This window comes from Bradyrhizobium sp. CCBAU 45321 (assembly GCF_028128975.1).
In the GTDB taxonomy this organism is placed as follows: domain Bacteria; phylum Pseudomonadota; class Alphaproteobacteria; order Rhizobiales; family Xanthobacteraceae; genus Bradyrhizobium; species Bradyrhizobium yuanmingense.
The window spans coordinates 172,552-192,192 of sequence record NZ_LFKZ01000127.1 but is presented as its reverse complement, the minus strand read 5'-3'; the positions used below and the strand labels follow the sequence as shown (position 1 = coordinate 192,192).

Below are 19,641 nucleotides of genomic sequence, written 5' to 3'. Positions count from 1 at the left end.
CCCGCGCTCGCCCGGACTCACGGGAGAGAACGCGGACGTTTCCCTTGGTTCAGAATCGTGTGCAGGCGTCGGGTCCGATCGCCTTATCCGCAGCCACACTCGTGACGATGTCGAATTTGCCCTTGCTTACGCGCACCACATACATCGGCTGCATTGCCTGATGGTCGCCGGCCCTGATCGTCTTGTCGCCCTGCGGCGTCTTCCAGGTCAGTCCCCTCAACGCATCGCGTACCTTGTCGGTTTCGGTTGAGCCCGCCTTCTCGACCGACGCTTTGTAGGCAAAGAGGACGCCGTAACTGTCGGCGCCGTAGAGGTCAGGGTCGGCCTTGTTGGCGGCGCGGAACGCCTCGACGAATTTCTTGTTCTCGGGCGTATCAATCTGAGTTGAATAACCCACACCGGTGGCGAAGCCCTCCGCCGCGGCCCCGATCGCGCCGATGTTCTGAGAGGTCACGGTGCCTGAGGCGCCAACGACTGTCAGGTTCGACAGCATGCCGAAATCCTGCAACTGGGTCAGCAGTCGCACCGTGTCGTTCCCCGCAACCGAGGTATAGACGACCTGCGGGCGGGCAGCCCGGATCTGGCCGAAATACTGCGTGTAATCCTTGGAATCGAGTGGCGCGAACACCTCGCCCATCGACTGGGCGCCGCTCTTTTCGGCGTTGGCCTTGAAGGCGGCGACGGTGGAGCGACCCATTTCATAATCGGGCCCGAGATAGAATACCTTCGACTTCGGCTTCTCCTTCTCAAGCCAGGCGGCGAGCGCGACCGACTGCTGCTCAGCGCGGGCGTTCACGCGAAACATGTTCGGCGAACATTTGTCGCCGGTAATCGAGTCGGCGAAGGAGACAGTCGTAGCGGCAAGCCTGTTGTTACGCTCTGCGAGCTGCGCGACGGCGAGCGTCGACCCCGAATTCACCGTGCCGGTGAGAAAGTCCACCTTCTCGACCTGGAACAGCTTCTCGGCCTTCTGAACGGCAACGGCCGGATTGGCTTCCTCGTCCTCGAAGATCAGGGTGATCTGCCGTCCTGCAATTCCGCCTGCCGCGTTGATATCCTTGGCAGCCAGCTCCAGTCCCCAGCGGACCTGCTGCCCAATAGGCGTATACGTGCCGGACAAAGGGGTGACCACGCCGATCTTGAGCGGTCCAGCCTGCGCCAGTGCGGCATTCGAAAGCGCGGTGGCGGCGAGCAGCGCGCTCGCAGCGGCTAAAATGCTAAACGGATTCATATTCGCTCCCTCTATGGTCTTGTTTATGAAAATTTCCGCCGGAAACGACGCGCGGTGGCTAGCCACCACGCGCCGAAACGGTTCAACTGCCGATGAATTTCGGGGGACGTTTCGCGTTGAAGGCTTCAACGCCTTCCTTGAAGTCGTCCGACTGGCGTAGGCGGCTGTAGCAGTGCCCCTCGAGCTCGATCGCAATGGCCAGCGTCGAATCCTCGGTGTCGTTCAGGAGCTTCTTCGCAGTCCGCTGCGCCAGTGGCGAGAACGTGCGAAGCTCGTCCACCAAACTGTCGGTCGCCTTCTCCAGTTCCGCATCCGGCACGCATTCAGTTGCGATGCCCCACTCCAGCGCCTGCTTCGCCGAGATGCGCTTGGATCGCATCACGATGTCCTTGGTGCGGGTGATGCCGACCATCTTCTGCAGCCGCGCCGAACCGCCCGATCCCGGAATTTGCCCGAGCTTCTGCTCCGGTAGCGCATACTGCGTGGTCTCCGACGCAATCCGGAAATCGCAGGCGAGCGAGAGTTCGAAGCCGACACCGAAGCAGTAGCCGCGGTTGGCGACGATCACTGGCTTGGCGCAACGCGCCGGAGCAGCGATATTCCAGGCGAGTTTGGAGACATGTTCGGGACTTGCCTCCATGAAACCACCGATATTGCCGCCGCTGGAGAAATGCTCTCCCTCCGACCGCAGCACGATGATGCGCACGCGCGTATCCTCATCGAGCGTCTCGAAGCTCAGCCGGAGCTGATCGCGCTGCGGCATCGCCACGATGTTATACGGCGGGCGGACAAGGATGATGTCGGCGCGCTCATGTGCCTCATCGATTTCGACCTTGAAGCCGTTCAGCTTGGCAAGGCGGGAATCGGAAAATGTGTAGGGTGACGACATTTGTGGCTCCTTCTGTTGGTGATTGAGGTCAGGCGGTGCCTGGCGGCGGCAGGCGCTCGGTCTCGTATTCCCCGGCGACGAGCAGCCGCCGCAGCAGTTTGCCGACCGGCGATTTCGGAATGCCGTCGACGAAGACATAGCGGCGCGGCCGCTTGAAATTGGCGAGCCCGGAGGTGCGGCAGAACTGCTCCAGCTCGGCCTCGGATACGGGCTTGTTACGCTTGACGAAGGCGGCGACGATCTTGCCCCATTTCTCGTCGGCAATGCCGGCCACTGCGACCTCGGACACGGCGGGATGTAGCGACAGACAGCTTTCGATCTCGACCGGCGAGACGTTCTCGCCGCCGGTGATGATCATGTCGTCGACACGGCCGGTGACGTGGAGATCGCCGTCCGGATCGACGAAGCCGGTGTCGCCGGTGAAGTACCAGCCCTCGCGGAGCGCCTTGGTGTCTGCCTCGGATCGCCGCCAATAACCTTCGAACGCCTCATCGGTAGCGAGCAATGCGATGATCTCGCCCTCCTCGCCGACTGCGGCAAGCTCCGCGACCGAGCGCGCGTCGATCCGCACCACCTTGATATGTTGATTGATGCCCGCCTTGCCGGCAGAACCGGGTTTTGCCGGCGCATTCTGGTCGATCGTAAAGGTATAGATCTCCGAACTGCCGTAATGATTGACGAACAGTTCCGGCCTGAACGTCTCGTTTAGCTTTTTCAGCAATCCGTCGGTCATTGAGGCGCCGGCGAAGCCAAGCTTGCGTACGCTCGACACGTCGGTGGCGCCAAACGCCTCGTGGTGGACGAGTTCGTGATAAAGAGTCGGCACCAGATAGAGGTTGCTGACCATCTCCTTTTCGATCAACGCCAACGCCTGGCGGCTGTCATAGCGCGGCAGGCAGATGAAGGTACCGCCGATCAGCGACATCGCAAGCAGCGAGCGAACCCCCATCGTGTGATAGAGCGGCATCACGCCAAGGGTGCGCTCGCCGCGGCCATAAAGGTTTTGCGCGACATGGGCGATCGCCGCGGCCCGTTCCGCGCGATGCCGCCGCGGCACGCCCTTCGGCCGCGAGGTCGTTCCCGAGGTATAGAGCATGATCGACCAGGCGTCGGCGCCCACGCGCGGCTCGGCGTCGGGCGCGCTGCCCTCGATCATCTCGGCAAAGCTGAACGCCTCGCCTGTCCCAGGATCGACCGGGAAACGCCGCAATTGGCCGGCGCGCGACGATTGCCTGACGGCCTCCGCGGAGACGTCCTGGTAGAAAAGGGCGGACGCCTCCGAGTTCTCGATGCAAAAATCCAGCTCGTCGGCTTTGGCCCGCCAGTTGATCGGCGTGATGACGATTCCCGCGAACTGGCAGGCCCAATGCAGCGTGGCCGCCTCCCAGCGGTTCTGCAGCAGGGTGATGACGTGATCTCCCGGCTTCAGCCCGACTTGGTCGAACGATGCCACCAGCACCGAGATCTTCTCGTACCATTGCCGATAAGTGAGACGGAGATCGCCATCCACGAGCGCAATGGCGTTGGGATCGCGCGACGCGCTGGCAACGAAGCTGCTGCCGAGATCAAGCATCTGGGGTCTCTTCCGTGACGGTGGCAAGCTCCGCGGCCGCTTCCAAGGCCGCCTGAATGATCGGGGTGTAGCCGGTGCAACGGCACAGATGGCCGCTCACGAGATCGCGAATACCGTCCTCGGTCGGCGCCTTGTGCCGACTCAGATAGTGGTCCAGCGACATCAGGATTCCGGCAGTGCAGAAGCCGCACTGGAGCGCATGGTTGCGCCGGAAGGCGCTTTGCAGCACGCCGAGCCGGTCAGGCGAGGGCGCGAGCCCTTCGACCGTCCCGATATCGCAGCCATCGACCTGCACCGCGAGGGCGAGGCAGGCACGCGTGAGCATTTCGTCGACGACGATGGTGCAGGCGCCGCAGACACCGTGCTCGCAGCCGACATGAGTGCCTGTCGCACCGAGCTCATGGCGCAGGAAGTCGGAGAGCAGCATGCGCGGCTCGGCTTCCCCTTCGACGGGCTTGCCGTTTAGCGTGATGGAGACGGGATGGCGGGCATTAGCGACTAGCCGGGTCATTGCAGCACCTCGCCGATCAGCTCGCGGCCGATCATCCGCACCAGGTCACGGCGATAGCGCGCGGTTGCGTGGATGTCGTCGCGGGCATCGAGTTCGTAGGCAAATCCGTTGAGGGCGTCGTCGAGCGCGCTGCCCTCGAGTCGCGGCCAGTCACGCGCGGTCGGGACGTCCGCAACGCCCCCCACGGCGAAGCGGATGCCTGCAGGCGTCGTCATCGCCGCGCAGGCAACGATGGCGAAATCGCCGTGCCGCCGCGCGACCTCTCGAAACGCAAAGCGCGCTTGGCGGATAATCGGCAGAGATATACCTTCGATCAGTTCGTCATCCGCGCGCGCGGTCAGCATCATGCCGGCGAAAAAGTCCTTTGCCGCCACATGCCGCCGCCGCTTGGCGCTGCGCAGATGCACCTCGCCGCCGAGCGCGATCAACGCGAGCGGCATCTCGGCGCTGGGATCGGCGTGGGCGAGCGAACCGCAGATCGTGCCGCGACTGCGGGTCTGCTCGTGCCCGACCCATGGCAGCGCGAGTGCCACGAGTGGCAGGACCTCGGCGAGATCGGGCCAGGCCAACAGTTCGGCCTGGCGCACGCCGGCGCCGACGACGACGGCGCCCGCCTTCCGCTCGATATGACGGAGTTCGTTGAGGCGCATGATATCGATCACCCGCTTTGGCTTGGCGAGACGCATATTGAGCATCGCCATCAGCGACTGGCCGCCGGCCAGAACACGCGCATTGCCGCCTTCCTGCGCTAGTCCGGAAAGGACTTCGTCAGCGGTTTCGGCGCGGACATAGTCGAACGCGGCGGGCTTCATCGGCGCCCTCCGAACAGGCCTGCGAGTTTCGTCAGCCATGAGAACCGGGAGAAGCGGCCGGCCGCCCCGCCGCCGGCCTTGCGGGCCAATGCCGCGAAGAACTGCCCGATAATTGCCCGCGTAGCACCATCCAGCAGGCGGCCGCCGATGCTCGCCACCTTGCCGCCGATGGCGGCGTCATAGCTGTAGGTCAGGTGCGTGCCGCCCTTGCCGTCGGGCGCGAGCGTAATGCGTCCTTGCGCGCTGCCGAAGCCGAGCGCACCGTGGGCCGCTCCGCGCAATGTCACCGCGTGCGGTGGGTCGGGATCGAACAGCTCGACGTCGGCGCGATAACGCCCGCTGACAGGTCCGATGCCAAGCGTCACGTCGGCGCGGAAATGCGTCTCGGAAATCTTGTCGACGCGCTGACAGCCTGGAATGACCGATTGCAGAGTCGCCGGATCGAGCAGCATGGCCCAGACCTGCTCCGGCGCGCCCTTCACGAAGGCCAGGCCCTCTCCGCGAAGCCGCCGGTCTCCCTGCCGCGCAGGCCTCGCCGTCGACCGCCCCGACGGCGGCGGCGGCTCGGCGCCGCGCACCAGCTCGGCAAGCCTTGCCGGCACCAGCGGCAGCGTGACATCGGCGAGCCCAAGCGCGTCTGCGACCGCGTTGGCGACGCAGACCGGCGTCGACATGCAATTGCCTTCGCCGACGCCCTTTGCACCGAGCGGAGTAAGGGGCGACGGCGTCTCCATGTGGATGATCTGCGGCTCCGGCACCTCGGTGGTGGTCGGCAGCAGATAGTCGGCCAGCGTTCCCGTCAGGAAGCTGCCATCATCGGCGTAGGCATATTCCTCATAGAGCGCCGCGCCCAGGGCCTGCGCGAAGCCGCCGCGGATCTGCCCGTCCACCATGCCGGGATGCAAGATCGTGCCGCAATCATGCATGGTGACGTAGCGGTCGATGCGGGTTTCAAGAGTGGTGCGATCGATCTCGACGCCGCAGAAATCGAAGATGAAGCCGTGGCACAGCGACGAGTTGATGCGATCCTCGTCGTCGGGCGACGTCAGTTCCGGCGGCGTCCAGAACATGGTCTCGCGAATGGTTTGACCGACGTCGTCCGGAAGCGAGCCCGGCGACCAATGGCCGAGTGCAGCGACTCGTGAAAATGCGATCCGGTTTTCCGGATTATGCCGGGACGCGATGAAGCCTTTGGCGAACACGATGTCCGCCGGTTCGACATTGAGCTGACTGGCGGCGATGCGGGCGAGACGGCCCGCCACGCGCTCGGCCGCCAGTTTGGCGGTGCCGGCCACCGCCGCGGCGAAACGGCTGGCATAGTTGCCGGACGCGATCGACCAAGCGTCCTTGGTGGTGTCGATCTCGGCGTTGACCCGGACGTCCTTTGGCTCGAGGCCGAAGACGTCGGCGACGACTTGCGACAGCACGGTGCGATGGCCCTGCCCCTGCGGCACGGAGGCGACGTGAACGGTGACGCTGCCGACGGGATCGAGGCCGACGGTCGCGGTGGCCTGCGCGCCGTTCTTCGGCCCCGCCTTGCGGCGCTCGGCCGCCGTCAGCACGGTCGTGATATAGCCCATGTTGGACACGCTGGGCTCGACAACCGCAGTGAATCCGATCCCATAGAGACGCCCGTGCGCGCGCGCTTCATCGCGCCGCGCCCTGAGCTCCGCGAGTTGTCCCTGATCGACAGCGCTCGCAATCGCCTCCTGATAGTTGCCGGAATCCAGCAGCGCACCGGTTGCCGTGCGATAAGGGAAGGCGTTGGCCGGAACCAGATTGCGCCTGATGACCTCGAGCGGATCAAGATCGAGGCCGATCGCGATTCGCTGCACCAAGCGCTCCAGCGCAAAGTAGACCTGCGGCCCACCAAACCCGCGGTTGAGCCCGGTTGGCGTCTTGTTGGTGACGACCACGCGGTTGTGGATCCTGACGTGGCGGATGTCGTAAGCCCCCGTCATATTGCCGTGCATGCGATAGAGGGTCGCCGGCTCGGGCGCGCGCAGATGCGCGCCGCAATCCTCGACCTGATCCCAATCGAGCGCGAGAATTCTGCCATCGACGGCAACGGCCGCCGACAGGGTCACGGCCCGGTTGGTCGCGGATACCGATGCGGTGAGGTGCTCGAGCCGATCCTCGATCCACTTGACCGGTCGGCCCGCGACGCGAGCCGCTGCTGCGATCAGCACGATGTACGAAAAAACGCCCTGCTTGACGCCGAAACTGCCGCCGGAATCCGGCGGCGTGCGAAGTCGGAGCCGGTTGCCCGGAACTTTCAGGGCGCGCGCGATCACGGTGTGGATGCTGAACGGCCCCTGGAAATTGGCCAGGATATCGAAGGCATCTTCGGCGGCATCGTGCGAGGCGATGACGCCGTAAGTCTCGATCGGCGTGCAGGAGTTGCGCGGATATTTGACGTCGATCGAGAAACGGTGAGGAACGTCCGCGAAAGCTTGCTCGGGATTTCCGTAGCGGAACGTGCGATCGCTTGCGAGATTTCTCGGAAAGCCGTCGTGCAGGAGGGGAGCCTCCGGCGCAAGTGCGCCGAGCGGATCGACGATGACGGCCCGCGGGCGGTACTCCACGGAGATCAGCTCGAGGGCGTCCTCGGCGCGGGCGCGGTCGGTCGCCACCACCACCGCCACCGGCTCGCCGACATAGCGTACGCGGTCGATCGCGATCGGCCAGCACTCGACGGGCGCTTTCACGCCCACGACGAGGCTCGACGTCACGGCCTTGACCTGCCTGCCGGTCAGAACGACCGCAACGCCAGGCAATCGCATTGCTGCTTCGGTATCGATTGCGAGGATATCGGCATGCGCATGTGGCGAACGCAGGATCGCGGCGTGCAGCGTGCCCGGTTGAACGCCGAGATCGTCGATGAAGCGGCCGCGACCGCTCAGCAGCGCGGCATCCTCGACGCGTTCGATCGAACGCCCGACCCACGGCCGCTCGTCACCCTTGCCCTGATCGATCGATGTTGCGGTTCGGACCGCGGCCTGCGCCATGTCCCGGCATACCTCCCGACGCGTTCTTCGACGCGACGCCGACAGTTGTCAGGAGGAGGGGTGCGGGCGCCATACCGCCCGCTCTCACGACTTACCAAATCGTCTCATTTGAAAGGCAGGTGCGCCGCAATATCAGCCCGCAAGGCGCGAGACGTTGCGGAATTCGCGCGGGCTGACGCCGGAATGATCGCGGAAGAAGCGCGTGAAGTGCGCCGGCTCCGGAAAACCGAAGCGCTCGCTGAGTTCCCCGAGCGGGGTGTCCTCGCGCATCACCGCATCCAGCGCCCGTTCCATGCGCACTACATTGAGATAGATTTTTGGCGAGACTCCGAGCGAGGTCTCGAACAGGCGGAAGAACTGCGCGCGCGAGAGGCCTGCGCCCCTCACGAACTGATCAACGTTGGCGTAAGAATCCCTGCTCCGCATGGCATCCATCGCGCGCCGGATCCGCCAGTCGCAACTCACGGCGCTCATGCCGCGGATCGAGTTTGGAAAGCTGCGCCAAGGCGTGAAGCGCTCGATCACCGCGATCATGAGATTCGACAGCATCTGCTCATGGGCATGCAGCGCGTCCGGATGCGCCATCATATCGGCAGCAAGGTGCAACGCGAGCTGGCGGATGCGCGGAGAAACCTCGCCCGACGGTTGCTCGAAGAAACCGGGCGCACCGCTGGCGGCCCAACCCGGCCGGAACTCCTTTAGCCATTCGGGCTCGATGTAGAGCGCTAAGATCAGGGTTCGCGGCCGGTTGACGTCATGCACATAAGCGTGCGGCTTCCAGCCGTCGACGAGCACGGCCGTCGAGTCCATGAGCGGATAGACCCGCTCGCCCACCAGGAAATGCGTGTCGGCGCCCTCGACCTTGAGCAGGACATGGCAGTGATGATGGGCGTGACGGACCAGGGACCGGTCCATGTCGAGCAGAGCGACCCTGCCGAATGCACCATGAGCGATGCGCAGGGCCGTCGACATCAAGTACCTCCCTTCAGGCTTTTCGATACGAATTGATTGGTCTGTGGGGCGTTAACATACACGCGACCGACCGGCAATGTCATCCATCTCAATTGCTGCCTTGCAGCACGACTGGCTTCCGCAACAGTCTCGCAGTGATGGCGCTGACACTGTCCCCGTACTGGGCACCGTAGTAATGCTTGCAAACATGATAAGCACGCCGCCCGTATCGAGCGAGTAGGTGATGGGAGGAGCGGGCTAATCGGCGGTGAAATGTCAGGATCCTCGCAAACTTCTAGCGATCGCCGAAGACAGCACCGTCGCGAGCAAGTTTGCGGCGGAATCGCGCGCAGCGCGTGGCCCAAGTTCCGGAGCCGCGCGTTGATATTCTTTAACTGCGACGAGCGCACTTCGAGAACGAGCCCGCATGGTGGCAAGCAGCCGATCGCTCTCACTCCCCAACGACGCATCGGGAACGACGACTCCAACGAGCCCCCAGGACAATGCGGTTGGAGCGTCAATCTCGTTCAAGCTATAGACGAGATGCGCCAGCGCTTTCGGGGGAATCTTCCGCATCGCAGCTGACATTGCTAGGTTCGGTGGAAGATCGCGTTCCATTCATACAGGACGCCGCGGCGGCCGCCGGACTTCTGCTGCCGCTCAGTCTCGGCGCGGAAGGGAGTTGCCGGATAGGCGGCAACATCGGCACCAACGCCGGCGGGCTGTCGGTGGTCAGGTACGGGATGACGCGCGATCTGCTGCTCGGAATCGAGGCGGTGCTGGCGGACGGCACGGTGGTCTCCGACATGCGCAAGCTGCGGAAGAACAACACCGGCTACGACGTCAAACAGCGTTTCGTCGGAAGCGAGGGGACGCTCGGCATCGTCACCGGCGCAGTGTTGCGTCTCGCGCCCTTGCCGACCCGCCGCGCGACTGCCTGGCTGACGCTCGCGAGCGGCGTGCCGCTCGCCGAGCTTCTTGCCCTGGTCCGTCGCGAATCCGCAGACCTGCTGATCACGTTTGAATTCATGGCGGCCCGATCGATCGCGCTCGCGAGGCAAGCAATGACCGATCCGCCTGCCCTTCCAGCAGGTCCAGCAGGCGCCGTCCTCGTCGAGTTCGCTTCTTCCTCACGCCATCTCGATCTCGACGAATTGATGGAAGCCGTGCTGGCCGAGGCGATCGAGGCCGGATGGCTCGACGACGCATTGCTGGCGCAGAGCGGATCGCAGCGGACCGCGATGTGGCGGCTCCGCGAGACCATTCCTGAGGGCGAGAAGCGCCGGAGCGGATCGGTCAAGCACGACATCTCGGTACCGCTTTCCTCCATTCGGCGCTTCCTGGATCCGGCCGGCGCGCAGGTGCGATCGTATGACGCCGACCTTGAGCTGTCCGTCTACGACCATGTCGGCGACGGCAATCTGCACTACAACGTGCTCGTTCCTGCCCCGGCTGGAGTTCACCAGACGGATCGAAAGCAGCCTGTCGCTGCAACTCTACGACTCGGCTGCGGCGCTCGGCGGCACGTTCAGCGCGGAGCACGGCGTCGAGCGGTTCAAGAAGCACCTTCTGGAGCGGTACGGCGATCCTGGGCGCATCGCGGCAATGCGCCGGATCAAGACCGCCTTTGATCCGGCTGATATCATGAACTCCGGCGCGGTCGTTCGTCCGCTGGACGAGACGCCCGGCTCTTGAACCACCGTCCGGCGAGCTGGCGATACTTTCGTCCAGGCCCAAACGCTGCGCCCTCGGCTAAGCCCCTGGATCATCCAAATCGCTTTCTAAAGAAAAAGCCACCCCCAAGGAGTGGCTCAAGTTGGGGAGGAAACGCTCCTTCGGAACTGCCGACTTCCGGCTCGATCTTCAGATGGCGGAGATGTCGAGCTTCGAGCCGTCGACCAGACGCGACAGCCGGAACGGTGTAGGATCGACGCAAGGCGTGTCGTTGACGACAAGGTCTGCGGCCAGATAGCCGAGCCCCGGGCCCAGACCGAAACCATGACCCGAGCAGCCCGCCGCGAGGACGAGGCCTTTCACCCCATCCACCTGCGACACCACAGGCACCGCGTCCGGCGTGCAATCGACGAAGCCGCCCCAGGCGCTATCGATCTTGATTTCGCCGAGTTGAGGGAAGGTTTTCCGGACACTCTCCACCACTTGGCTCACCAGCCATTTCAAGGGCGGAGGATCCAGCACGCGATTCCGTTCGAAGATCCGATCATCGTTGGTCAGCAGGGCCGACATTGAATCCGGCCCCGACACGAACGAGTGGCCGACGCCGAGCCTGACGTTCTTCAGGCGACGCATGAATTGCGGCATGAACTCCCGGCTATACCTGATGGCCTGAGGCGTAATCTCGAGGTTCGCCTTGCCGCTGATCGCAAGCGTATAGCTGCCGTCCAGTCGACGCGTGATGGTGCAGTAGGGTGTGGAGACCGCCTCGCCTATGTTGATTGTCGGGGTAGAACGCAGCGCGGTCTGCCGGATGCTCGCTTGGGGGAAACTGATGCCGAGCGGCCGAAGGAAGCGCGAGGACCAGGCGCCGGCGGCGCACAGCACCGCGCTGGTTCTGATGTAGCCCTTCTCCGTGTGCACGCCAGCAATCTTGCCGTTGGCCAAGTCGAGCGCCCGCGCGGCGCATCCTTGGTGGATTGTGGCGCCCAGAGTTCTGGCCGCTTCGGCGATAGCCGGCGCAGCGAGCGCAGGTTCGGCCTTGCCGTCCCGCTCCGAATAGGTCCCGCCCACCCATTTGTCGCGCGCTTCCGGGACGCGCTCGGCCACCTCCGCCCGGCTCAGCACGCGCGTGTCGACGTCGTACTCCCTGGCGATCTCGCGCCACTTTTCCCAGCCGGCGAGCACAGCCTCGTCGTGGGTCGCATAGACGAGACCGCAGCGACGAAATCCGAGGTCCCGATTAATATCGCGCGTGAGCTCGTCCCACAGCCGCATGGACAGCACGGAGAGCGGCAGTTCGCGCCGGTCGCGGTTCTGCTGGCGGCACCAACCCCAGTTACGGCTCGATTGTTCACAGGCGACGTGGCCCTTCTCGAGCAGCGCCACGGAGAGGCCGCGCTTTGCCAGGTAATAGGCGGCCGTAGAGCCGAGAATGCCGCCGCCGACGATGACGACGTCCGCCTCGGCGGGAAGACGCTCATCGCTGTGAATGCGCTCGACGTGGGGTGACATGTTCCACCGAACCTCGGCTGCCAGGAATGCGGAAGCAAAGTTCCGATCAACCCTTCATCGCATCGTGCGCGCAACAGAATGTGCTGAAATCATCTAGAACTTCGCAAGATGCTCGGGTTTTTGAGCGCTTGATTGATACGAGCTGCTCAAGCGCTATCGAATCCCAGTTCGGCGCAGGGGCGGCGCGACTGCTCGCCCGCTGGATCGCACTCGACGGCGTTTAGAAACTCCCGTTTGCGTCGCGATGGTCGGCGACGCGAAATAGCGGCATCGGAACGTCGACGCCAATGTCGTCGCCTTTGATGAGCGCGACGAAGGGGCCTTTGGCATGTCCTAATCAGTCTTGTTACAGGTGCTGCAATCGAAGGTTTTCGAGGATGGCGAACCATTTGCAGCCTCTCCCACCTGGTCCCTATCGCTGCTCTAAACGCCGTTTCACGTTTTCAACCCCAAGCACGGGGCTTGTCAGAACTGGAAGACTGTGGGCCGTGCCCCGCACTGCACGAGCCATCGAGGCCTGCGCAAAAACGACCACATCAACCTTCTGCGACAGCCCTTCGAGAGCTTGACGGATCTGCGCGTCATGGGCTTCGACGTCCCCATCGGCGAGGAGTTGAAACGCTCCCTCAACAAGCACATGGTCGATCGCTATCGCCTTGCCCGCCTCGCATGCCTGGCGCTTCAGCAAATCCACTGTCGGCACCAGCGTTGTGGATAAGGTCGCTAGGACGCCTATGCGGTTTCCAAGCTCTACAGCGGCTTTGGCCATACCTTCATCAATACGGAACAGCGGCACAGGGCAGAGCGCCACAATGGCATCGACTGCCGGTCCGAGAGTCGAGCATGTGACGACAACCGCATCTGCCCCGGCGTCGGCTGCCGACCATACGTAGGTCGCGAGCCTCCGTTTCGTCAGATCGGAGAGCGACCCGCACTCAATGGTGTTTCTCAAGAGGCTCTCGTCGAGGATCGCGAACGGCTTCCAATCGGGCAAATGTTTTTTGGCGAGGCCCTCGAACTCGGAAACGACGCCGGAAACCGTATGGATGAACGCCACCGTTTTGGCGGAACCTCTCGTACTTTGAACTGACATATATAATTTCCATCTAGTCGCTGAGAGCTGAGTTGGCGGAAATGGATGTTTGAACCAGTTGTTCAACCTGTGCAGCGTGAGAACCCTCTTCTGGCGGAGTTCAGCAGATGCTTAGAAGTTTCTTCCACTTCCTCGCCTCCGCAAACGGCGATCTCCAGGTCTTGGACTGCAATACCTGGCCGTGATTTGCCGGAAGGATTGCAGCATAGCTTTGGGGGGACGTCCGGATACGGTCCCCAGGTCGGAATGCGGTTATAGATCGTGTCGGCGCCTTCGGCGCGGGACAGGATGTTGTTGCGGCGGCAGGCGCGCTCCAGTGCGTTGTAAACGACGGCTGGAACGTTCTTCGGAGGTGAAGGCGCATCATCAAATAACCGGCCGATCGCAGCGCAGACCAGTTTTGTGCGGTGCCAAGCAGATGTTGCCAGCATTCATCGGTAAAATCCGAGGACGGCCTTCGTCTCGAGATACTCCTCCATGCCCTCGATGCCGTATTCGCGGCCGTTCCCGGAGCGCTTGTAGCCGCCAAAAGGTGCGTTGGGGTCCCAGTCGGGATAATTGAGATGCACTTGGCCCGACTGAATCTGATGGGCGACCGCCCGTACCGTCTCCATATCGGTGCCCTGCACTTGCGCGCCGAGGCCGTAGACAGTGTCATTGGCGATCGCGATCGCCTCGTCCACGGTGTCGTAGGGAATGATCGACAGCACCGGGCCGAATATCTCCTCCTGCGCGATCCTCATGTCGGGACGGACGTTCGAGAAGATGGTCGGCCGCGCATAGAAGCCAATCCGAAGATCGCCGGGCCGCCCGGGCCCGCCGATGACGAGCTTGGCGCCTTCTTCCAGGCCGACACCGATCATGGACTGGACTCGCTCGAATTGTGGACGGTTCGCAATCGGACCATGAGTCGTTCTTTCCGCAAGGGGATCGCCGACCACCAGTTCTGAAGCGGCCGCTGCCGCCAAAGTCTCGACTTCTTCCATGTGCGAGCGAGACACGAGCATACGCGTCGGTGCGCTGCAGGATTGGCCGAGATTGCGGAAGGCGGCGCCGACGCCGAGCGGAACAGCACGGCTGAGATCGGCGTCCGGCAAGACGATATTCGGCGACTTGCCGCCGAGCTCCTGGGCAACGCGCTTGACGGTGGGCGCCGCCGCTTGCGCAACGAGAACGCCGGCCCGCGTCGAGCCGGTGATCGAGATCATGTCGACCTCTGGATGCGACGCCAGAGCGGCGCCAACGATCGGACCTGTCCCATTGACGAGGTTAAAGACGCCGGGCGGACAATCCGCATTGTCCATCAACTCCGCGAATAGCAAAGCGCTCAGCGGCGACAGCTCACTCGGCTTTAACACTACCGTACAGCCTGCTGCGAGCGCCGGACCGACCTTGGCTGTGATTTGATAGAGAGGCCAATTCCATGGCGTTATAAGGCCGCAGACGCCGATTGGCTCGCGCATAATCGCGGTGCTGCCGCGCGCGGCGAGGAAAGGATAATTCGCGAGATTTTCGCGGGCGACGCGGATATGTTCGGCGGCCAACGGCACCTGCGCGCGACGCGCGTAGCTAATCGCAGCTCCCATCTCGCAGGTAAGCGCCTGCGCGAACAGCTCCAGGCGCTCAAGAAGCAAAGCGTGAATCCGGTCGAGCAGCGCCGCTCTCTCAGCGGGCCGTGTCGCGGACCAGCCGGCGAAGGCTCGTCTGGCGGCTGCGACGGCGCAGTCCACGTCATCGTCATCGCCGAGCGCGACGTCAGCAATCGGCTGCTCCGTCGCCGGATTGACCACGGTTGCTGTTGCCGCGACTGATCCGATTGGCTTCCGCCATTCCCCGTCGATGTAAAATTTTCCGAGGAGGCCAGCTTCCGTCAGGTGTCGAAGGGGCGAGGTCATTGGAGGCGATCCTTTCGGCGGCCTACCAGCCGCGCATCCGGGGCCATCGCGCTTCGATCGCCTCGCTGCCGGCGGAGACGACGTTGTACAACTCGTGTTGCGAGGCCGTCGCACAGGCGTGATTGGGAAGAATCCTGACCTTCGCGCCGATCGGAAGGTCGGGCAAAGCGCCCGACGACCCGGGCCTGATGGCGAGGATGCCGTGCTCCTGGCTCGCTTGCGAAACGATCAGGTCCGGATAGACCTTGCCGGCCACGTCGCAGACCAGACCATATCCCTGGTCGACCCGCTGCGCCGCGGTGCCGCGGTCGCGCGAGAGCGCCATCCAGCCCGCATCGACCAAAATCCAACCCTTCTCAGACTTGGTGCCGATCACGGTAGCGAGCACCGAGATGGCGATGTCCTCCGTCGTACAGACACCAACACCGTGCATGACCAAGTCGAAGAACATGTAGACGCCCGCCCGCATTTCCGTGATGCCGGTCAGGTCTTCGGCGAAATGCGCTGTCGGCGTCGAGCCGACGCTCACAATTGGGCATTGGTGCCCGGCTGCCCGCAAGGCTTCCGCGGCGGCAACCGCCACCGCTCTCTCATTCTCCGCGGCCGTGACGAGAGCCTCGGGCGTGAAGAGGCTGTAGGATTCGCCGGCATGGGTGAGAACGCCGGCAAGCTTGACGCCGGCCTCGCCTAGCGCGACCGCGACAGCAATGAGCTTTGGATCGTTCGCGGTCAACCCGCCGCGGTGACCATCGCAGTCGATCTCGATGAACGCGGTCGGTGTCACACCAGCGGCACGACCGACGGCGCCGAGCATTCTTGCCTGCTCCGGCGAATCGAGCAGTACCTTAAGGTCAACGCCTGCTTTGCGCAGACGCATCGCTCTTTCAGCTGTGTGGGGCGCCAGACCCACCGCATAAGTCATGTCGCGAAAACCGTGCCGCGCGAAGTAATCGGCTTCCGCCAGGGTAGAGACAGTAATCGGCCCCGATCCGGACGGATAGGCCCGTCGCGCCACGTCGATGGATTTCGCGGTTTTCATGTGGGGACGCAGCACGACGCCCCGCTCCGCCATGCGCGAGGACAGGCGGGCGAGATTCCGATCGAGCCGATGCTCGTCGAGCAGGAGAGCCGGCGTTGCCAGCGTGCCGAGCGTTGCGGCCGTCTCGGAGTTCTGGTGAGCCGTTCCGCTCATCTCCTCGCGTCGCACGTCGATGTCTCCTAGCCGAACGACTGATTGGGAATCGCAAACACGCGCGCCGGCCCGCGCGATAGCGCCGGCGTGCCCAGGATCATGGTGGTGGCATCGCCGACCTGCTCCAGGCCGATGCCTTCAAGCCAATCCCCGAGTTGCGATGTGGCAGAGGTGTCGATGCGGACAAAAACACTGCCGAGCCGCGCGAGCGCAGCCTCGATCAGCGCCTGCGCATCGGTCGCGGTTTCGGCGACGACAGGACCGATGACATGCCCGCGGCCGAACAGCCGGGAAATGGCGTAGCCGCGGGCCGTGCCGTCGCGCTGCAGGACATAGCCATCACCGCTTTTGAGCAGCTTTTCGAGCATGTGTCGTCTCTCCAAGCCCGTAGCGTCGCGATCGAGTCGCATGATCGCCTCGAAATCCGAGGCAGCCATCGGCCTGACGAGCCCCGGCGGCGGCTCATGGCGTCCTCTGGGAAGTCCCTGATGCTGGTGGATGACCCCGACGGGGACGAAACCGCGCCGCTGGTAAAGCGCCTGGCCTTCGGCGGTCGAATTCAGCGCAATGCTTCGTGGACGCGCGGACGTCAACAACGCATCCATGAGCCGGGCCCCATAGCCACGGCCCTGAGCAGTCTTCGCGACGATGATCATACCAGCGGAAGCATGGGTCTCGCCATACGGCCACCATGCCGCGGTCCCGATCACCGTCCCAGCCCGCTCCAGAACAAAGCCTTGGCCCAGCTGTAGCGCGACATCCCAATCTTCGAGCCGATAGGGCCAGGACATTTCCTGCGAGAGCTTCAGGGCGCCTTCCAGATGCAACTTGGCGAACGGAACCAGCACCGCGGCTCGATCGTCGCGATCTCCGGCCTTGTAGGCTGCGGGCTTCATCATTGGTCGACGTTTCTCTTGCTCGCTGTACTTGTCGCCAGGACCTGATTGACGGTGAGGGCCACCTGATCCTCGCATCGTCCGCACTGTACGTTGCACCAGACAGCATTACACAATTGGACTGGAGCAAAGTTCGGCATAGAATTTCATTGTTCGTGGCTCGAGGCGGCCAATCTGCGGTCGGCGGCGGGCGCGCCAAGACGCCGTTCGAAGACGGGCCGTCAGAGCTGCCGCGGCGCGAGAGTTCGAAAGTCGGCGTCATACTTACCCCCAATCGTCGCTAGGGCGCCATTTCGGCGATCATCATGGGGATTTCTCCACATAGCATACGCAACATGCGCTCGAAGTGACCCGGATCGTGTGGCTTTAAGAGCGTAGCTTTGCGGGGCAGATATAAGTCCCAAAGGCGCGACAGCAAAAAACCGAAACGCCGCAGCGCGCTGCATCGCCGGAAGTAGCAAGCGTTCCGAGGGAGCTAGTTTGCTTCTCTCATATCCTGCCGTGCTCAGCCGCGGCTTGGCGCGAGCTGATCAGATGTGGTCGTTTCGAACATCGAGGGCATCGCGCAAGCCATCGCCGATGAAGTTAAAGCTCGTCACTGCGATCGTAATCGCGGCGCCGGGAATGATGGCGAGCCATGGAGCGCTCGCCAGATATTGCTGGGCGCCGTTGAGCATGTTGCCCCAGCTCGGCAGCGGCGGCTGAATCCCATAACCTAGAAAGCTGATATAGGCTTCGAGAAGGATAGCGCGGGCAACCGTCAAACTGGCGGCGACGATGATCGGGCCCATGGCGTTGGGCAAGATCTCCCTAAACATGATATGCGTTCCGCTCAAGCCGAGCATTCGACTGGCCTGGACAAACTCGCGTTCGCGTAGCGAGCGAACCTCGGTCTCGACGATGCGGGCAACTTCCATCCATTTTGTGAGCGCAATGATAACCGTGATCATAAGGGGGCTCGGCCGCAAAGCTGCAGCCAGCGCCAGCACGAGAAAGATCGACGGAAAGGACAGGAACCCATCGACCGTCCGCATCAGGACTGCGCTGATCCAGCCGCCGCGATATCCTGCGACCACGCCGACCAGTGCTCCGATCACGATCGATATCAGCATCGCCGAAAATCCCACCAGCAGCGAGATCCGTCCTGCCATCAGCAGTCGAGCCGCCAGGTCACGTCCGAGCGGATCGGTGCCAAGATAATGATTTCCGGTCATCGGAGGAGCGAAGCGTGCGCGCAAGTCAATGTTGAGAGAGTCATATGGCAGCAGATACGGGCCCACGACGCATGCCAGCGTCAGCAGCGTGATCATTGCCAGACCCAGCAGCGCCAGGCGATGGTTCATGAAGCGGTATGCCGCGCGGCTGTGCCACCATCGGCTTGGCGCTGTGCTTACGGCGAGAGCGGTCATAACGGTCGGCTCCTTGCAGGGCGTTGCGGATTCAAGCCAGACGTATGCGCGGGTCGACAACAGCGACGACGATGTCCGCAATCAGGTTTCCGAGAATGACCAGGACGGCGGAGAACATCAGCAGCCCCATCACGACCGGATAGTCGCTGTAGTTGAGGCTGTCCAGAAACAGGCGTCCCATTCCCGGCCAGGTAAAGACGGTCTCGGTCACCAATGCGCCGGTCAGAATGCTGGGCAACTGCACTCCGGCCAGCGTGATCATCGGCAGGAGCGCGTTACCGACGACATGCTTCATCAAGACCCGGCGCTCGCTCACGCCTTTGGCGCGCGCCGTCTTCACGAAATCCTGGCTGATGGCGTCGAGCGTTGCCGTCCGCATGTAGCGGCTCCAGACCGCCACATGGACCAGCGACAGCACGATGCTCGGCAGGATGAGGTGATGCAGATAGTTCAGCGCCGAGCCGTCGCCGATCGTGTACATGTTGCCCGCTGGCAACCAGCCCAGCCGCAGCGAGAAGATGTAGATCCCGACGAGCCCGAACCAGAAGGTAGGAATCGACAGTGCGACCATGGCTCCGGCGGTCGCCAGATAATCGAACAGGGAATAACGGTGCGTGGCGCCACGAATGCCGATCCAGGTGCCGACCGCTATCGCGATCATCGTCGATGTGCCCATGAGAAGGAGCGTGGCAAAGACGTGCCGGCCGATGACCGTCAGCACCGGCGTGCCGCCGCGGAAGGAATGGCCCCAATCACCCTGAACGAGGCGCCACGCCCAATCGAGATACTGGATCCACAGCGGCCGGTTGAGCCCGAGTTGCTCCTTGATGCGGGCGATATCCGCCTGTGTCATCCCTGGATCGAGCCCCTGTTGCGACAGGGGGCCGCCCGGGCTGATGCTCAGGATGACGAAGCCGATCATCGAAACGATCACCAGCAGCACGAGGCTCTGCGAAAGACGGCTGAGCAGGAATGCGCGCATTTGGCCCTCAGTA

General features: G+C 63.3%; 16 protein-coding genes and 1 pseudogene. 2 read left to right on the top strand and 15 right to left on the bottom strand.

The annotated features are described in order from the left end of the window. Nucleotides 1-49: 49 nt before the first annotated feature. The 7 genes from ACM43_RS26195 to ACM43_RS26165 all read right to left on the bottom strand — a co-directional run bounded on the left by ACM43_RS26195 (nucleotide 50) and on the right by ACM43_RS26165 (nucleotide 8,996). Nucleotides 50-1,297, bottom strand: a complete 1,248-nt coding sequence (locus ACM43_RS26195) for an ABC transporter substrate-binding protein (protein WP_271543979.1) — start codon at nucleotides 1,295-1,297, stop codon at nucleotides 50-52. 16 nt (nucleotides 1,298-1,313) lie between these two features. Beyond that, nucleotides 1,314-2,120, bottom strand: a complete 807-nt coding sequence (locus ACM43_RS26190; protein WP_271543978.1) for an enoyl-CoA hydratase/isomerase family protein — start codon at nucleotides 2,118-2,120, stop codon at nucleotides 1,314-1,316. A 28-nt stretch (nucleotides 2,121-2,148) separates the two neighbouring features. Further along, entirely contained in the window at nucleotides 2,149-3,693 is a 1,545-nt protein-coding gene (locus ACM43_RS26185; RefSeq protein WP_271543976.1) for an AMP-binding protein, read from the bottom strand. Further along, nucleotides 3,686-4,204, bottom strand: a complete 519-nt coding sequence (locus tag ACM43_RS26180) for a (2Fe-2S)-binding protein (RefSeq protein WP_271543973.1) — start codon at nucleotides 4,202-4,204, stop codon at nucleotides 3,686-3,688. The genes ACM43_RS26185 and ACM43_RS26180 overlap by 8 nt, the downstream gene beginning before the upstream one ends. Then, nucleotides 4,201-5,016 (bottom strand): FAD binding domain-containing protein, encoded by an 816-nt coding sequence (locus tag ACM43_RS26175; RefSeq protein ID WP_271543971.1) that lies wholly within the window; start codon nucleotides 5,014-5,016, stop codon nucleotides 4,201-4,203. The genes ACM43_RS26180 and ACM43_RS26175 overlap by 4 nt, the downstream gene beginning before the upstream one ends. Further along, nucleotides 5,013-8,024 carry a xanthine dehydrogenase family protein molybdopterin-binding subunit gene (locus tag ACM43_RS26170; protein ID WP_271543969.1) on the bottom strand — a complete coding sequence of 1,004 codons (3,012 nt, stop codon included), beginning with the start codon at nucleotides 8,022-8,024 and terminating at the stop codon, nucleotides 5,013-5,015. Before ACM43_RS26170 ends, ACM43_RS26175 begins: the two co-directional genes overlap by 4 nt. 132 nt (nucleotides 8,025-8,156) lie before the next feature. Beyond that, the gene (locus tag ACM43_RS26165; protein ID WP_271543967.1) at nucleotides 8,157-8,996 is read right to left on the bottom strand and encodes a helix-turn-helix transcriptional regulator; all 840 of its coding nucleotides are present in this window, start codon (nucleotides 8,994-8,996) and stop codon (nucleotides 8,157-8,159) included. Nucleotides 8,997-9,478: 482 nt separating this feature from the next. Between ACM43_RS26165 and ACM43_RS26160 the strand changes: the two are divergent. Both ACM43_RS26160 and ACM43_RS26155 read left to right on the top strand, forming a co-directional pair. Continuing rightward, nucleotides 9,479-10,363, top strand: a pseudogene (locus tag ACM43_RS26160) (FAD-binding oxidoreductase); the annotation flags it as partial. Next, nucleotides 10,347-10,670 (top strand): FAD-binding oxidoreductase, encoded by a 324-nt coding sequence (locus ACM43_RS26155; protein ID WP_333919943.1) that lies wholly within the window; start codon nucleotides 10,347-10,349, stop codon nucleotides 10,668-10,670. The pseudogene ACM43_RS26160 and the gene ACM43_RS26155, both read left to right, overlap by 17 nt. 168 nt (nucleotides 10,671-10,838) lie before the next feature. Here the strand turns inward: ACM43_RS26155 and ACM43_RS26150 are convergent, their stop codons facing one another. From ACM43_RS26150 to ACM43_RS26115, 8 genes are all read right to left on the bottom strand, one after another. Beyond that, on the bottom strand, nucleotides 10,839-12,161 hold the full coding sequence (locus ACM43_RS26150) for an NAD(P)/FAD-dependent oxidoreductase (protein WP_271543963.1): 1,323 nt from the start codon (nucleotides 12,159-12,161) through the stop codon (nucleotides 10,839-10,841). Nucleotides 12,162-12,573: 412 nt separating this feature from the next. Next, complete coding sequence (locus tag ACM43_RS26145) at nucleotides 12,574-13,254, bottom strand: aspartate/glutamate racemase family protein (RefSeq protein ID WP_271543961.1); 681 nt, start codon at nucleotides 13,252-13,254, stop codon at nucleotides 12,574-12,576. 62 nt (nucleotides 13,255-13,316) lie between these two features. Beyond that, nucleotides 13,317-13,685 (bottom strand): hypothetical protein, encoded by a 369-nt coding sequence (locus tag ACM43_RS38655; protein ID WP_333919942.1) that lies wholly within the window; start codon nucleotides 13,683-13,685, stop codon nucleotides 13,317-13,319. Next, nucleotides 13,686-15,149, bottom strand: a complete 1,464-nt coding sequence (locus ACM43_RS26135; protein ID WP_271543959.1) for an aldehyde dehydrogenase family protein — start codon at nucleotides 15,147-15,149, stop codon at nucleotides 13,686-13,688. A gap of 22 nt (nucleotides 15,150-15,171) precedes the next feature. After that, nucleotides 15,172-16,341, bottom strand: coding sequence for an alanine racemase (locus tag ACM43_RS26130; protein WP_271544292.1), 1,170 nt, complete (start codon nucleotides 16,339-16,341; stop codon nucleotides 15,172-15,174). A gap of 26 nt (nucleotides 16,342-16,367) precedes the next feature. After that, nucleotides 16,368-17,240: a GNAT family N-acetyltransferase gene (locus tag ACM43_RS26125; protein WP_271543957.1), complete on the bottom strand. Its 873-nt coding sequence runs from the start codon at nucleotides 17,238-17,240 to the stop codon at nucleotides 16,368-16,370. Nucleotides 17,241-17,767: 527 nt separating this feature from the next. After that, entirely contained in the window at nucleotides 17,768-18,646 is an 879-nt protein-coding gene (locus ACM43_RS26120) for an ABC transporter permease (RefSeq protein ID WP_128263189.1), read from the bottom strand. 31 nt (nucleotides 18,647-18,677) lie between these two features. Further along, nucleotides 18,678-19,628, bottom strand: a complete 951-nt coding sequence (locus tag ACM43_RS26115; RefSeq protein ID WP_271543954.1) for an ABC transporter permease — start codon at nucleotides 19,626-19,628, stop codon at nucleotides 18,678-18,680. Nucleotides 19,629-19,641: the final 13 nt, after the last annotated feature.